Origin of the sequence: Mariniradius saccharolyticus AK6 (assembly GCF_000330725.2) — a bacterium.
Classification (GTDB): domain Bacteria; phylum Bacteroidota; class Bacteroidia; order Cytophagales; family Cyclobacteriaceae; genus Mariniradius; species Mariniradius saccharolyticus.
Map to the genome: position 1 here is coordinate 59,704 of NZ_AMZY02000001.1, position 15,159 is coordinate 74,862.

Annotated in this window: 14 protein-coding genes; 3 read left to right on the forward strand and 11 right to left on the reverse strand. The window is 44.9% G+C overall.

Going from position 1 to position 15,159, the window contains the following annotated elements:
* Positions 1 to 10: 10 nt before the first annotated feature.
* The 6 genes from C943_RS00280 to C943_RS00310 form a co-directional block, all read right to left on the reverse strand.
* On the reverse strand, positions 11 to 394 hold the full coding sequence (locus tag C943_RS00280) for a response regulator (RefSeq protein WP_008623230.1): 384 nt from the start codon (positions 392 to 394) through the stop codon (positions 11 to 13).
* A gap of 12 nt (positions 395 to 406) precedes the next feature.
* Positions 407 to 4,288, reverse strand: coding sequence for a sensor histidine kinase (locus C943_RS21200; RefSeq protein WP_008623240.1), 3,882 nt, complete (start codon positions 4,286 to 4,288; stop codon positions 407 to 409).
* A gap of 3 nt (positions 4,289 to 4,291) precedes the next feature.
* Positions 4,292 to 4,675 (reverse strand): response regulator, encoded by a 384-nt coding sequence (locus C943_RS00290; RefSeq protein WP_008623242.1) that lies wholly within the window; start codon positions 4,673 to 4,675, stop codon positions 4,292 to 4,294.
* 422 nt (positions 4,676 to 5,097) lie between these two features.
* Positions 5,098 to 5,622 (reverse strand): nuclear transport factor 2 family protein, encoded by a 525-nt coding sequence (locus C943_RS00300; RefSeq protein ID WP_157198366.1) that lies wholly within the window; start codon positions 5,620 to 5,622, stop codon positions 5,098 to 5,100.
* 334 nt (positions 5,623 to 5,956) lie between these two features.
* The gene (locus tag C943_RS00305) at positions 5,957 to 6,676 is read right to left on the reverse strand and encodes a hypothetical protein (RefSeq protein WP_008623245.1); all 720 of its coding nucleotides are present in this window, start codon (positions 6,674 to 6,676) and stop codon (positions 5,957 to 5,959) included.
* 32 nt (positions 6,677 to 6,708) lie between these two features.
* Positions 6,709 to 7,149 (reverse strand): DUF4440 domain-containing protein, encoded by a 441-nt coding sequence (locus C943_RS00310; protein ID WP_008623246.1) that lies wholly within the window; start codon positions 7,147 to 7,149, stop codon positions 6,709 to 6,711.
* Positions 7,150 to 7,464: 315 nt separating this feature from the next.
* Here C943_RS00310 and C943_RS00315 point away from each other — a divergent pair, with 315 nt between their 5' ends.
* Together C943_RS00315 and C943_RS00320 are read left to right on the forward strand one after the other, a co-directional pair.
* Positions 7,465 to 8,112: a DUF4136 domain-containing protein gene (locus C943_RS00315; protein ID WP_008623248.1), complete on the forward strand. Its 648-nt coding sequence runs from the start codon at positions 7,465 to 7,467 to the stop codon at positions 8,110 to 8,112.
* 3 nt (positions 8,113 to 8,115) lie between these two features.
* Complete coding sequence (locus C943_RS00320; protein WP_008623250.1) at positions 8,116 to 8,745, forward strand: hypothetical protein; 630 nt, start codon at positions 8,116 to 8,118, stop codon at positions 8,743 to 8,745.
* 116 nt (positions 8,746 to 8,861) lie between these two features.
* Here the strand turns inward: C943_RS00320 and C943_RS00325 are convergent, their stop codons facing one another.
* From C943_RS00325 to C943_RS00340, 4 genes are all read right to left on the reverse strand, one after another.
* Positions 8,862 to 9,392, reverse strand: a complete 531-nt coding sequence (locus C943_RS00325) for a DUF4440 domain-containing protein (protein ID WP_008623254.1) — start codon at positions 9,390 to 9,392, stop codon at positions 8,862 to 8,864.
* An 8-nt stretch (positions 9,393 to 9,400) separates the two neighbouring features.
* Positions 9,401 to 10,573, reverse strand: a complete 1,173-nt coding sequence (locus tag C943_RS00330; protein WP_040478456.1) for a DmpA family aminopeptidase — start codon at positions 10,571 to 10,573, stop codon at positions 9,401 to 9,403.
* 17 nt (positions 10,574 to 10,590) lie between these two features.
* The gene (locus C943_RS00335) at positions 10,591 to 11,253 is read right to left on the reverse strand and encodes a gamma-glutamylcyclotransferase family protein (RefSeq protein ID WP_008623256.1); all 663 of its coding nucleotides are present in this window, start codon (positions 11,251 to 11,253) and stop codon (positions 10,591 to 10,593) included.
* A gap of 124 nt (positions 11,254 to 11,377) precedes the next feature.
* Positions 11,378 to 12,043: a DinB family protein gene (locus C943_RS00340; RefSeq protein WP_008623257.1), complete on the reverse strand. Its 666-nt coding sequence runs from the start codon at positions 12,041 to 12,043 to the stop codon at positions 11,378 to 11,380.
* A gap of 382 nt (positions 12,044 to 12,425) precedes the next feature.
* On the opposite strand from C943_RS00340, the gene C943_RS21205 reads away from it, so the two are divergent.
* Entirely contained in the window at positions 12,426 to 14,285 is a 1,860-nt protein-coding gene (locus C943_RS21205; RefSeq protein ID WP_008623258.1) for a sensor histidine kinase, read from the forward strand.
* An 81-nt stretch (positions 14,286 to 14,366) separates the two neighbouring features.
* Here C943_RS21205 and C943_RS00350 read toward each other — a convergent pair whose 3' ends face one another.
* Positions 14,367 to 15,158 (reverse strand): sterol desaturase family protein, encoded by a 792-nt coding sequence (locus tag C943_RS00350; protein WP_008623259.1) that lies wholly within the window; start codon positions 15,156 to 15,158, stop codon positions 14,367 to 14,369.
* Position 15,159 lies beyond the last annotated feature (1 nt).

Sequence of the window (15,159 nt, forward strand, 5' to 3'; positions counted from 1 at the left end):
AGCTAAGCTGTTATTTCATTGTGGTGACAATCTGCTGCATTTCTGCCCTGATGGTGTCAAAATCAACCGGCTTTGTGAAAAACTCCTTGGCGCCCGAACTCATCGCGCGGTCGTGGTTTTCGCTGTCTCCATACGCTGATATCATACTGACTTGGATATTGGGAAATTCGGTCTTTACCTTCTCCAGCAATTCCAGTCCCGTCATCCCGGGCATATTGATATCCGAAAAAATATACAGCACCTCTGGAGGATTATGGGAACGGAGCTTTTCCAAGGCCTCGTTGCCAGAAAAAGCAAACTCCAACTCAAACAGACCCTCACGGATTTCACGACGGAGTTTTTGCCGAAACAGCATCTCCACGTCTCTTTCATCATCTACAATCAAAAATTTCATAAGACTATTTATTTATCTGAGTGTTATTTTAAATCTACTGTACTTATTCGCCTCCGAATCAATATCCAAAGTGCCGCCGTGTGCTTTGATGATATCATTGGTGATACTGAGTCCCAAGCCTGTCCCTTCGGTGCCTTTTTTGGTAGTGAAAAAAGGCTGCAATATTTTGTCCTTGATCTCCTCGGGAATACCAGGACCGTTATCTTCAAACACAATTTCAACCTTCCCCTCACGTAATCTTGTTGACACCCGCAGCGTCGGCAGGTATTCAGGTTTCCCATTTTCGCCAACAGTTGTTGGCAACGCTTCTTGCATCATGTGTCTTGCCTCTTGCGTCTTGGACAGTTTCTCCCGCATCGCATCAAAAGCGTTGTTGGCTAGATTCACAACCAAGCGACTAAAATCCTCCCCTATCAGCGGGATTGGTTTTATACTTTCATCCAGATCAAATTGGATATCCACATTGATGGGATTTTTTCCGGCACGCATCCCGTGGAAGGCCAGGTTTGTGTATTCCCGCAGCAATTGATTCAGATCGGTTGGTTCCTTTTTGCCATCTGAACCGCGGGAGTGCAGTAGCATCGATTTCACAATCCGATCGGCACGACTGCCATGCTCGTGGATTTTTTGGAGGTTCAGCTTGATATCGGCGGCAATTTGGTTGGCTTCTTTCGTATCTCCTTTCGAAAGCGCCTCCTCCAATTCCTCGATTAGCTCTTCGCTCAGGTCAGAAAAATTATTGACAAAATTCAAGGGGTTTTTGATTTCATGGGCAATGCCCGCTGTCAACTGTCCCAGTGAGGCGAGTTTTTCCTGTTGCACCAATTGGTTTTGGGCTGCTTTCAGGTTTTCGTAGGCGACCTCGATTTCCTTGGCATGTTTGAGTTCTTGGTCTCGCGCATGCTCCCGTTCCTTTTGGAGAAGCCTCTTCCGCTGGAATCTGTCCACAGAAAATACGCCCAAAACTAAAACCAACCCATAGCCGAAGTATGCCCACCAAGTACGCCACCAGGGAGGCAGTATCTCAATACGGATGGATTTCCCTTCTTCATTCCAAATCCCGTCTGCATTGGAACCTCGGATCTTGAAGGTGTATTCTCCCGGTTCAAGGTTGGTATAGGAAGCAAAATTCCGGTTGTCATAAATCCAGTCGGCATCAAATCCCTCCAGCATATGGGCAAGTTGGTTTTTCTTGGGATTGGCAAAGTGCAAGGCCGCAAACTCAAAGCTGAGGGCATTTTGGTCATGTTTGAGCGTGATCTGTTCGAGTTGGGCGAGATCGGTCTGAAGGTCCAATTCATCGCGCATATCATAGATCGACTTGTTGGAAACCAAGAAACTTGATAGAATAAGTGAAGGAGGCGTATTGTTGGCAGTGATGTTTCCAAAGGAAGTCAGACCATGGTCTCCTCCGAAGTAAAATCTACCATCAGGAGTCCTTACTCCCGCCAGCGAAAGAAAAGTGTCACCTCCCAAGCCATCTTCCGAGTTGTAGTTGATAAAAGTGATTTTACCTAGCGCTTCGTTGGTGACCATTTGGGATAGCCCGTTTTGGGTAGAAATCCACATCTCCCCATTCTCGCCGGACACGATCACTTCCGTCAGGTTGGTGGGCAATCCATCTTCATCGGTATATCTCGTGAAAGTCTCGGTTTTTGGATCAAACTTGTTCAAGCCAACATTGGTGGTGATCCAAAGTATCCCATTTTTGTCCTCAAACAGGCCCGTGATCGTATTATTGCTCAGCGAATTTGGATTCTCAGGATCATGCAAATAATAGCGGAACGTCTTGGTCTTGGAATCATAACGATTAAGCCCATCAGGATTGGTGCCAATCCAGACATACTCCGTACCATGCTCGATTGCCGTGACACTAGAGCCTGATACCACAGCCTCATCACTGTCTTTGGTCAATAATCCAGAAAGATTGCCCGAAACCCTTTTGTCAGATATATTGAACAAGGCGATCCCATATAGTGGGATCTCGGTAGGTGGATCCTCGTTCCATTTGTCCCAACTATGACTATCATCTGCACGGTACCGCAATTTATATGCGCCAGGATTCAAATTCAGCGGCTCGATAATTATCCTATTCTTAGCATGTCCACCGGCATAGAAACTCTTTTGGAAATTCTGAAAATTCGCAATCGTGTCGTTGTTTTCATTTTCCAGCCAGCCGTAATCCGCCATACTCCGAAAATCCCCTTCCCCAACACACACAAGTAGATATTCTCCTGGTTCGGTGATTGTAAACGGTGCAGTTTCATCCGCGAAGTCAGTCGCTTCCTCGATGCTGCCGACCTTTTTGTCAGAGCCCAAAAGTTCCCTGACTAACTCGATCACTTCGTCCGAATAGGGCCGGGAATAGGTACTGGGAATGCGGATGACTTCCCCGGATTTTGGATCAAGGATATTCAGACCATTATTGGTCCCAAGCCAAAGTTTTCCCTCCTTGGACTTTTTGATTACCCTGATCTGGTTGTTGGAAATTCCGGTACCGGCCGTGGGGTCATAGACATAGCGCTTTTCCTCCCTGAAACTTCGATCCAACTTGATCAGCCCATCTCCCCATGTTCCGACCCAAAGCGACCCATCTTCATCCTCCGCTATGCTCCTTGCGGATCCTCCAAACATATCGTTGAAAGACTTGTAAGTAATTTTGGAAAAAGTCCTTTTTTGGGGATCGAATGCGTTGACTCCGCCGCCTCGGGTACCGACATATACTATGCCCGGACGTGCCCTGGAAGCCACGAGTCCATATACGCCATTTGGACTGATGCTATTTGGATTGGATTCATCATGTGAAAAATAGACGAAAGGCTTGTTGACAGGATTGTATTTGATGAGTCCCTTGGTCGAACTTCCAAACCAAAAAATCCCCGATTTATCAATCATGAAATCAGTGAGAATAATATCCCAACCACCACTGTTTAGCCTCCGGCTATCTGCCAGCGCGATCTCCTGGTAACTATCCGAACGCCCCTCGAATCTCAGCATCCCATGATTGTTGTTCGAAATCCATACGTTGCCGTCTTTGTCTGCGAGTATCCTGTTCCAATTTGAACTCGATTCTCTTGCACCGAAATCATATTCTTTGACTGTATTGAGTGTCCCCTCTTTTAGATAGTATTTGTAAACACCCTGCAATGTGGTAATCCAAAGTACCCCGCTTGGATCGGAAAAAAGCGCTGTAATGCTGTTTTCCGGATCGGAAAAAAATGAAGCAGGTTGATTATTCAGCACTGCAGGCCTAAAGGCATCGCCATTCTTGGGACGGTACATCAGTCCGTGGATGAAAGAGCCAAACCACAACCCGCCATCTTTATCCTCCGCAAACGCCAATGACATCCCATTATGTGTCGGCTCCTTGATATTTGGGATCTCATATTTTGGATATACCCACTTGTCCGATTCGGGATCAAAAAGGACCAAATCAACGTACTGCGTCGTCGCCCATACCCTATTCTCCGAATCAATAAAAACATTGAAAGTCCGTCCAGCGCCTTCATACAAGGCAAATTCCGTTTCAAAATCATAATTGACAAAAACGTTTCTGATGCGATCATATTTGGAAACTCCTCTTTCGTTGGCTACCCAGATGTTGCGCTCTGCATCTTCCTCCAGTCCCCAGGCATTGATGCTTTGGATGCTGGTGGATTTCCCGGGGATGTTTTTGAAAGTCTCCCATTTCAGCCCATCATACTTTTGGACCCCGTTGTTGGTCGCCACCCAAATCAAGCCATAGCTGTCTTGGATGACATCCCGCACAAAAGGCGATGCCAGCCCGTCTGAAACGGACACAAACTGTGTTTCAATGGTTTGCGCTTGGGCGAGATTCAGGAAAAGGGAAAGAACGATGGTTAAAGCTCGGATTATTTGCTTGCCTGGGTTCATGTGTTATTGGTTGGTGTCGAGGATTTCTTGCAACTCTGCCTTTAGGGAATCAAAATCAATGGGTTTGGTGAAAAACTCTTTCGCTCCGGACTTGATGGCTTTGTCGTGGTTTTCGGTATCACCGTAGGCTGAAATCATGCTTACCTGAATTGCCGGAAACTCGGCTTTTACTTTTTCCAAAAGCTCAAATCCTGTCATACCAGGCATATTGATGTCCGAAAAAATATACATCACCTCGGGAGGCAGATGACTCCTCAGGAGTTCTAGGGCTTCATTGCCCGAAAAGGCAAATTCCAATTCAAACAAGCCATCTCGGACTTCCCTGCGGAACTTCTGCCGAAACAGCATCTCAACGTCTTTTTCATCATCTACAATCAAAAATTTCATTTCTTTTTGGGTTTAAAATTCAATCCTGATTCATATCATTAATCGCTCGTTGATGTTGGAATAGATTAGTTTAAAATCCCTTTATAATTTACTCATTTCCAAGCGATTTTAGCACTCGGTAGACATAAATATTGATTCATGGAACGCCATCTTGGAGTCGTACCGAGAGAGGCATTCACTTTAAGTTATAAATTAGGAGAATAGAACGATCCTAAAACCGACCTTGGACCAAAGTGCTGGATTTCTTTCCGAATGCGGGTGATTTTTTTCCGGCTTTAAAATCTAAAAAGTATCGCCAAGGCTCCCAAAGAAGAACAAATGCTGATTTTCGATACTCAGCACTATCAAAAAAATGAAGGCACTTGGAAAAATCAATTTCCAAATGCCTGCGAAAAGTCAATCGTCTTCAACAAAAAAAAGTCTCAATTGGAAGGTGGTTTTATTTCATAACCTTGCCCCCTCAGAACATTTAGCATGTCATACCAATAATGTAACCTAGCGATCTTGCCATTGACAATCAGGCCTGCGGTATGATAGGGGATCCTTGTCGTTTTGCCTGTGGCCTTGTTTTGAATCGTATTTACGCCCCAAGACAGGACCCATTCACCCTCGTTCCAATTGTTGGTGACTTTGACGGGCAGATAAAGTTCCTGTGAAAGCGTGTGTTTGAACTGATTTGTGCTGTTAGTATAGTAGTCTTTGTGCTGGGACACATTGAGAGAATCCAAGCCACCACCCAAACCATAGACCATGGCTCCGGGCGCCAATTGTGCTGTCATGGTGGCTACATCTCCGGCCTGAAGTGCTTTGGTGTATTTCTGCACCACCTCCAAAGCTTTTGCCGCATTTTGAAATTCCAGTGTCGATACGGGTTCCTGAGCGTGGGAAATTACTGGGATGAGCATCATAGTAATCAAACACGCCATCACTGTCTTAAAAATCTTCATAGTTTGGAAAAGTTAGGTTAAACATCATGAATCACTCTTGATTCTTGGTTTAATTTCCAATCAAGTAATTGATATTCCAATGGCTAACGGACGAACATATATCGTTTCTGTCCCAATGACGCCAAAAAGTTTTCCGCCGAATGACAATAAAAGTTGGTAGGCCAGGAATGGGAAAATTTAATCCAGCAAGCCGCGCAAAAATCAGTTACTCGTAATCAAAATCTCGCCGACGGCATATGCGAGGTATCTCGTGATTCGGTTCTCTTGGAGGAGTTTTTGAGGGATTTTGCGGAGGAAGGTGATCATTTTATTCAAGTCAAGAGGGTGAACGTCATCATTCCAGTCTTTTTATTTCAGTTTCCAAATCACGTATCATCGCCTCTACGGATTTTCTAAGATTTTCATAAAAGAAACCAATATAGGACCGTGTACGGTTTTTCTGGGTTTTGATAAAATAAAGATATTCCTTATCACCCTTCAGGGATTCAAAGTCCAAGGGGACCATGCTTCCTTCGAAGGTGGATTTCCCGGAAAAATTCCACCCTGATTCGAATCGACTCGGCAGGATGTGCCTCATATTGTGTTCTACCTCGGCCAATTCTTCCTGTTCCGCCTTGAGGAAAAAATCATATTGGGAGTCATAGACTGCAATCAGCTTATTACGGATTTCGGCGTTAGAAATGATGTCCAATCCCCTGGATTTGGCGGTTTCGAAGGAACTGGTCGAGTGGACAAAGTGGATCGGCAAAAGGGTGTAATTGAAATGAAATGCCAACGAATCATGGTAAACGCCGTCATTTTCCAGTACTCCAAGAATCAAATCCAAGGCTCTTTCGCTTTTTCCCAGCTCCTCCATATTCAGCTTGATTTCCGCCAAATCAGTGGTAAGTTCGGTTTTACAGCCTTTCAGGATTTCAAGTTCAGCCCGCTTCAGATTTCTATTTTCCCCATAATTGGACAGCTCAAATGCGACATAGATACCGATGATCAGCACCAGAATCTCGATCATGTATTCCGGCCATTTTTCTTTGAGTAGAAGTAGAATTCTTTTCATTCTGTTGGGATCTTCATTCTTTTTGTAGGAGACTACTGTTGATCCAAAGTGACAAACAACTGTGATCGAATTAGCCAAGTCCCCGAGGCTTTTGTCCATTGGGCGGAATACTTCCCTCCCACTACTGGTTTATCTGAGTCTTCATAATATCCTTTCCAAGTGCCTGTTTCCCATGCCAACATGGTTTTGGGATTGACGATCACCTCATCCGGAGTCCGAATCCAATACATCTTGGGCCCCTTTTGGGATTTGAGGTAAGCAGATAGCGCTTCCTTTCCAGCGATAAGGGTGCCTGCACCCGTAGTGATAAAGGCATCAGCTGTAGAGAAAGTCGCATTCAATTCCTCGTCAAAAGCCCTCAGGGCTTGATTGGACGCTTCGCGCTGCCCAAGAATCAGGGATACCTCAGACTCCTGCGCATGGGAGAAGGTGATTACCAAAAGGCATATAAATGAAAGAAGCCTTGTTTTCATGGGCGATTCAAAAAACGGGGTGAAAAGGATTTTGTCATCAGGTAGATTTTGGAAAAGAATCGATGAAGAAGATAAAAACATGAACGGTCACATTGCTTCCAACAAGGACGAAAGGGCTGAATTTCTTTCCCAATCAGTGGTTTTATTTTTCGGAGGAGGTTGATGTCAATGCAGGGTTTCCGGCTTATCCGGAAACAGGACTTCGAATATGTGCAAAAAGTTGCCCCTAGAGAAGTACCTGAACGGAGAAAAGAAAAATGAAATCAGAATTAGTTGTAAGGAATATATCTACCTTTGAAATCAAATTTTCCTTCGATGAAAAAACAAACCAAACTATTATCGCTGATCGCCTTTGCGTTGATACTGCTCATCGGCGCTTGCTACCCGATCAGCCAAGAATTTGTATCGGATTTCGATTCTGTGTATACCGAAAAGTCTGAACCTGACTTCGATTTTGCAAATCCAGCGATTAGAACCTTCTACCTGGCGGATACGGTAATGGTCCTCACCGACCCCAATGTATCCGACACGAATCTTGAGGTGGACTTTGACCAAATTTTGGCAAGGGTTCGCACCAACATGAACCAAGCAGGCTATACCGAAATTTCCAACATCAATCAGGCCACACAGGCAGATTACCTTGTCCTCGTCAGCGTCAACCGCGCTGACAACTACTTCAACACCTGGTGGGGTGGCTGGGGAGGTTGGGGCGGCTGGGGCGGCTGGGGCTGGGGCGGCTGTTGCTTCTTTCCGCCCGTCGTCACTACCTCCAATATCCGGACGGGATCGATCATCGTGGAGCTACTTGACGGAAAGCGCCTCGCTCAAAGAAACCAGAACATTCCCGAAGTATGGTATGGTGTGGGCTCAGGGTTGTTTCAAGGCAACAACACCAACTTGAACAACCGCACGCTGAGAGCGATCGATCAGATGTTTATCCAATCACCCTACCTAAAGCGCTAACCGATGAAAAAGATATTCGTTTTTATCGCCATCATCACGTTTGGCATTTCCGCAAATGCACAAACGAACAGCAACCGAATCCCGAATTTTCGGGTGAACAACTTTCGCGTCAACTACGACGTGGCGGTTCCTCTTGGTCAAATGTCCGAGGACTTCATCAGCCAAATGTCCTGGCGCGGCGTCAGTATCGAAAACCGATGGGGTATCAAACCCAAGCTCTCTGTCGGTTTTTTGGTCGGCTGGCAGGTTTTTGCGCAGCGGGTGGACAATTTTACCCAAGACTTGAACAACGGCAATGCCGCGATCAATGGCAACCAGTTTCGCACGATCAATACCTTCCCATTCCAGGGAACCGTGCATTATACCTTTACCGAGGATGCGGATATCATGCCTTGGGTGGGCTTGGGCTTGGGGATCGCCCATTCCAATCAGGTGATGCAGGTTGGTTTCTTTGAAGAGCAAAGGACGATCACAAGCTTTGCTATGACGCCACAAGTGGGTATCGATCTCCCTTTGAATCGCGTTACTTCGCTCACGTTGAGTACACGCTACAATTTCTTCCTGCACAGCAATCAGCCCTTCAACTATTCATTCTTAGTATTCAGTGTAGGAATAAAGAGCCGGTATTTGTAAAAAAATCCAATTGAATAAAGGATCCTGCTTCTTTTGAGGCAGGATTTTTTTTCCAAAAGTGACTTCCCTGTGTCAAGGAATTCAAAGTATTCCGAAAAGTCGAAAAGGGTCCGATTTCACTCATCAATCTCCAAGTTCCCCTGATTCTTCATTGCTGCCATGCCTCCTAATATCAGCCATTTTCCCTCCACTTTTTTCCAGGTATGGGTGAACTTATAGGTCTCTTTGCGGACTATCTGATTCTCTTTGTCCGTCCAAAAATAATCCGTGTCGTAAAATACCATCACCACATCCTCAATGGAGTTTGATCCTTTTTTGTGAAGGGTATAGCTGTATTTCAGATCCGGGTCTTTATGCAAATCAGGTATCCAACTGGCAATTTTGCTTACGTCAGATACTCCATCCCCAAAACCCGGATAGCCCATAAAGTCCTCGTGCCAGAGGGTTTTGTAGGCGACCGTGTCGATTTTCTGGACAAATTCCCAGTACAGTTCTTCCATATGCCAGGCTTCATCTTCCAATTCGGATTTAGCGAGCATGGGCGTTGTTTCTCCTTCTGTTGCGTTGTCCTTTTGGCTACAGGACCCTACGGCTAGCAATCCAATCAAAGCAAAAATTTGGAAATGGAGATATAGTGCTTTCTTCATATTGGTTTTTAGTTTATTCGATTGTATTTCTTAAGTACATCTACTAATAATCCATGCGGCAATGCATAGGACTTATTCCCATTGATTCCTTCCATGGTTTCGGCTGCGATCATGGCATTGATGATGGCTTCTTCGACAGACTGGACGGTCGCTTCCAATAAAGGATCGATTTCGTCATTTGCCAGCATGTCCACTTTAGCGAAATCAGATCGCTGAAAAGCATCTGGATTGGCGGTGGAAAAAGCGATAAAAATATCTCCAGAACCATTGGTGCCGAACCCTCCGGTCCGCCCGATTCCGATTGTGACCCGCTGCGCAATCCGCTTCAACTGATGCGGCAACAATGGCGCATCCGTCGCAACCACGACGATGATGGAACCGTCCCCTTCTTTCCGATAGGACTTTGGTGGCAATTTCAACTCATTGGTCAAAGTGTCCAACAATTCCAATCCGACAGGAACCCCTGCAATTGTCAAATTGGGCTTTCTTCCAAAATTCGCCTGGACCATAGCGCCCAAGGTGTAAGATTCTCCCTTGATTTTTACAACCCGCGATGAAGTTCCTGTTCCGCCTTTGAAACCCAAACACATCATCCCTGTGCCCCCACCCACGTTGCCTTCTGCGATTTTTCCGGTTGCTGCATTGTTGATTGCTTCGAGTACGTGTTCCTCTTTTACATGAAAACCATAAATGTCATTCAAAAAGCCGTCGTAAGTTTCCGCCACTACGGGATAGGTGTACCACCATTCTTCTCCCCTGTACCAATCTGTGTCCACATACCATTTCAATACGGCGTCCCGGACCACACCAACACTGTTGGTATTGGTGATCATGATAGGGGTTTCCAAGAAGCCGGATTCGGTCAACCAAGTGGTTCCGGTCATCTCTCCATTTCCATTCAGGCTGTACCAATTGGCAAATACGGGACTGAACTTTTGCGCCTTTCCTCTCGGGAAAATTGCGGTGACGCCGGTTCGAATTGGTCCCTTACCTGCGATATTCTCCCCGCTGCCTTCGATGATGGTGCTGTATCCGACTTCCACCCCTTTTACATCGGTGATGGCATTGTACGGACCCGGGGTTCCTTCGAAGGGAACTCCCAAGTCCCGTGCCCGGGGTTTCTGCGCGTAGGACACAGAACAGCACAGGCCGACAAAGATGAACGCAAATAGTCTTCTCATTTCAGGTGGTATCATGTTTAGTACTTGAACTTCGCTTTCAATTCCTTTACTTTCTCCATCGGGGGATCGGTCCATGGAATCTTTTTGGTTTCGCGAAGGATTGACGGGGCAAATGGCTTTGTGTTTTGTCTGAATTCAGCTGCAAATTCCTCTCCCCAGTAGACAAAGGCATCTTCGATGATCTTCCAATAACCGCTGTCAACGACATGCTGTCGATAATCATCATTCGGCTCCCATGTAAAATCAGGGAGTGCCTTGTAAGCGAACACCGGACCTCCCTCAATGGTATATCCTTGGATCAAATGGGTGACCTCAAATCGCTCATACCCCAATTCCCATGCATCATACAGGGGTAAATCGGCCTCGGGCACCACGTAAAGCACTCCATTGATGACCGAATTCGCATCTTCATGGATGTTGAGGTAATGCAGGTATTTCGGGTAGATGGTATCTCCCTCGACCAGAATATAATCTTTGGAAAATGTGCTGTCTACATTGTACAAGGGAAGCTCCGTCGGCCAAGCAAAGGTCCAGGAGCGCTCATAACCCTTGAGGTGGGCAGGCAAAAACGGCCCATTATAGTTCTTGGCAACCAAGCTTGTTTCGATGAAGCTTTTGGACATTAAGGAACCGTACCCAAACATGCCCACGTGCCCTTCAGGGATTTTGAAGGTTTCCATTTTTTGATGACAATTCACAAAGTGTAGAGAAAAAAGAGCCAGAAGCACAATGTAAATCGATTTGTTCATGAAGGTTGAAACTTCCGGTCTGAATTTCTTTAGATTTTGGCACTTGTCCTAGTCATTAACCTCGACTGAATTTCCCTCCAGGGAGCCTACTTTTGATGTATTTGAATTGTCCGTTGTGGTTGGATTCATGTTCGCAGACATGGAACCACTTGCAGTAATTGTTGGTCGGGCCCCAAGGAAAATCCTCATCCACTTTCATCAACCAATTATCGTCTCTTTTCTTAAATTCCCTGATGGAGTTTTCCCTTACTTCCGTCATGATTTCAAGGTAATAATCAAAGGTGTTTCCTTTGATGGTTTTCCTGGCTTCGTCACCAAGGTTCATCGCCACCTCAAACCGATCCAAATCCTCCTTGGGAAAATCCCCCCATTTTTTCCCCTCGAAAGTATGGATCTGATAAAAACGCTCCGTGGCGGCCAAATGGAGCAGCATAGCGCCAATGGAGTTGGAGTTTTCATCGAGCAAAAAATCCAGCTGCTCAACATTCATTTTTTCAACAGGCCTCAGTATCACATCCCGCATCCATGTCATCATGGATAGCAAGGTTCCGATATGCGGCGCAAATCCTTCCCTTGGCCCAATCACATTGAGCCTGTCTTCGATCGGCAAAGTTGCAGCCGTGCTAAAATGCGGTGCTACGGAGAGACCAAAGGTTCCCGAGGTAATGACCGCAGCAGATTTCATGAAATCCCTGCGGGTAGAAGGTTTTTTTGAGTTCATATGAACACGATTGGCAAAATCCATAATTGGAGCTTAGATGTCCAGATAAGGTAAACAATCAAAGTCCATTTCGAGGGTGCGATAGGACAAAACGGGCAAAATACTTCCCTAGCGACAGCGAAAACTTTCCGAGAATAACCAACGCATGAAAACCTCAGCATCGGGTTTTGATCGACCAATCTTTTCCTGTTTGATTCCCAGAAAAGAAAGTTTTTCAGCCAATTCCAGAAAATAAATCTATGTTTGATTAATGCTGTATAGGACACAAATCATTTTGAAAAATTACGAATTGAAATGTCTATACTTTTCAATAATTACCTTTATTTTATTCTATTTCAGCACTTTAGACTCCTATGCACAAAAACCTCACATCAACGAAAGTTTGTTCAAAGAAGGTTTGGTGGAGTTGAACTTTAAAGAAAGATGGAAGTACCAGCCCGGAGACAATCCGGAATGGGCTGACCCAGATTTTGATGATTCCGATTGGCACAAAATAAATCCAATAGACTTAAAGGCTTATCGGATGCCAGATAGCTTGTGGTCTGGCTATGGCTGGTGGAGAATTCGCTTTACGGCCGACCCAAAGATCATTGAAGCCATTGAGAGACTGTATTTTCAATCTTGGGGTGCTGCCGAGATTTATCTGAATGGGGAGTTGGTTGAAACATATGGGAATTTTTCAACCGATAGCCAGCTGGAACAAACCTATACCCCCAACTATGCACCGGATAGACCTTTGAAGATCACCCCACAAAACATTTATACCCTGGCGATCAGATTTTCGAACCATCAGGCAAAAAATAACTTCAGGATATTCAAGTATTTTTCTGAAAATCTCGGCTTCAATATTGGTTTTTCCACCGCGGTCCGGGCCAAGTATTCAGATTTTCGATATCCCAATAGCTTCGCCACGCTATCAGTACTGGTTGCCGTGCTATTGATTCTCTTGGTACTGCACCTGCTGCTATACTTTAAGTTCCGGAAGGAGGAACCATATCTCGTAATAACGCTGATCACATTTTTCTTCTTATGTGCGGCTTTTTGTGCACACATCCTCCTGTTTGTTGAACTGGACGGGTTCACCAATCCGATTTTCAGCAGTATTTTAAATTCAACATGCTTTGGTTTGGGTTATGCACTTCTTCCCTATTCCCTTAGCTTGTTATTCAGAATTCAAAGATTTTATTGGACAAAGCACCTTGTATGGTTGGCGTTCCTACGAACCGCCAATTATTTTGCTCCTGTATTCAATTTTATCCTTTTTGATGCCATCATCATTCTTTCCATCATTGTTTTGATGGTCGTTATCATGCGAAGGGCCATTAAGGAAAAAAATCGAGGGGCGGTATACGTGACCATCGGAGCTATTGGAACTTCGTTTTTCCTATTGGTCAACAGATTGTTCAATGCGGAGCTTATCTCATTGAGCACATTCATGTACTATGTGGATTTGATATTACTATACATCAGCTATCCCTTGGGTATTTACATCTACATCACCCATCAGTATGGTAGACTTTTCCTCGCCATGGAGCAGGAGGTGCAAGAAAGGACCCAACAATTGAATGACACGATCAAAGACCTCACCAAAACCCAAAAGGAGCTTTCCGTGAAGAACAGCCAAAATGTGCTATTGCTGAAGGAGATTCATCATCGGGTAAAAAATAATTTGGAAGTGGTGTCAGGTTTATTGGCCCTCCAATCCGCCAAAATGGAGGACCCTACCATGCAGGAAGTCATGCTCGCCAGCCAAAACAGGGTACATTCTATGGGGATTTTGCACCAAAAGCTCTATCAAAGCGAGCATTTGGCATTTATTGAAATGAAAAATTATTTCGAGAACCTCTGCATCAATATCCTTGACTCTTACAACGAATCAGAAAGAATCAAAGTCAATGTAGAAATGAAGGAACTCGAATTGGACGTCGATACAGCAGTTCCTTTGGGTCTGATCGTCAATGAGTTGCTTACCAATTCACTGAAATACGCTTTCCCAAATGGCGAAAACGGGAACATCGAATTGAGTCTGTCACATTTGAATGAAGAGGACTTCCAACTCAAAATCAGTGACAATGGAGTAGGTAAACCTATAGATGCGGAAGTGAAAGGAACGGGCTTCGGCACCCAATTGGTGGAACTACTTACCCGTCAGATAGACGGCCAATTGATTCAGGAAATCAGCAATGGGACCATGATCCAAATCAATTTCAAAAGGCAGGTGACGGGGAGTAGTCAGGTTTAAGCTTTTTTCAGGAGATAGCTTTTAGTTTTTTGCCACTATTCGGTCAGAAAAAAATACCTTCAAAATTGGATTTCTTGACCTTTACTGCCTAAAGAACGGATTCCTGATCAAATACCAAAAGGTTTGCTTTTTGGGATCTTCAAATTCCTTTAAGCCTAATTTCACTTCCGCTACAGGCTTGTATTGATAGGTCCCGAAGATCCGGTCCCAAAGGATGAAAATGTCTGCATAATTTGAATCTGTGTATTGCTGATCCTGATCGTGGTGGATTTTGTGCTGGTTGGGTGTCGTGAAAACCAATCCAAAAGTCCGGTCCAGCCATGCTGGATACCTGAGGTTGGCATGCTCTGCAACCTGAAAAAGCGTGACAATTAAAAAGTAAAGCCCAACCGTTTGCAGGTCCAATCCAAAAATCACAACAGCCAAGAGTGAAGCTGATCCAAACCAAAATATAACTTCGAATGGATGGGCTCTCAAATAGGTCGAGGAGTCCATGGTAGTGTCGCTATGATGTACCCTGTGAAATTTCCAAACAAGCGGAAAGGTATGGGACATTCTATGGAACCAATAGACCATCAGGTCGATGCACGCCACGCCCAAAATCAGTTTGAACCATAGCGGAATCGCTATTTGATAAAACAGTCCGATTTGGTTTTGATTGAGCCAATTAACGCAAAAAACAAAAATTGCCGCCCAAAACAGGTTAAGGATAAAAAATACAACCTGAAACAATATAGCCTGCCCAAGGTGTCCAAGCCTGTTTTTGAAGTAAAACTGTGTGTTCAGGACCTGTTCGAGCGTGAAAAACACCGCGATCAATACAAGGACGACATAATTGAGGTCAATGGTGAGCAAGTATTCTATTGTCTTCATC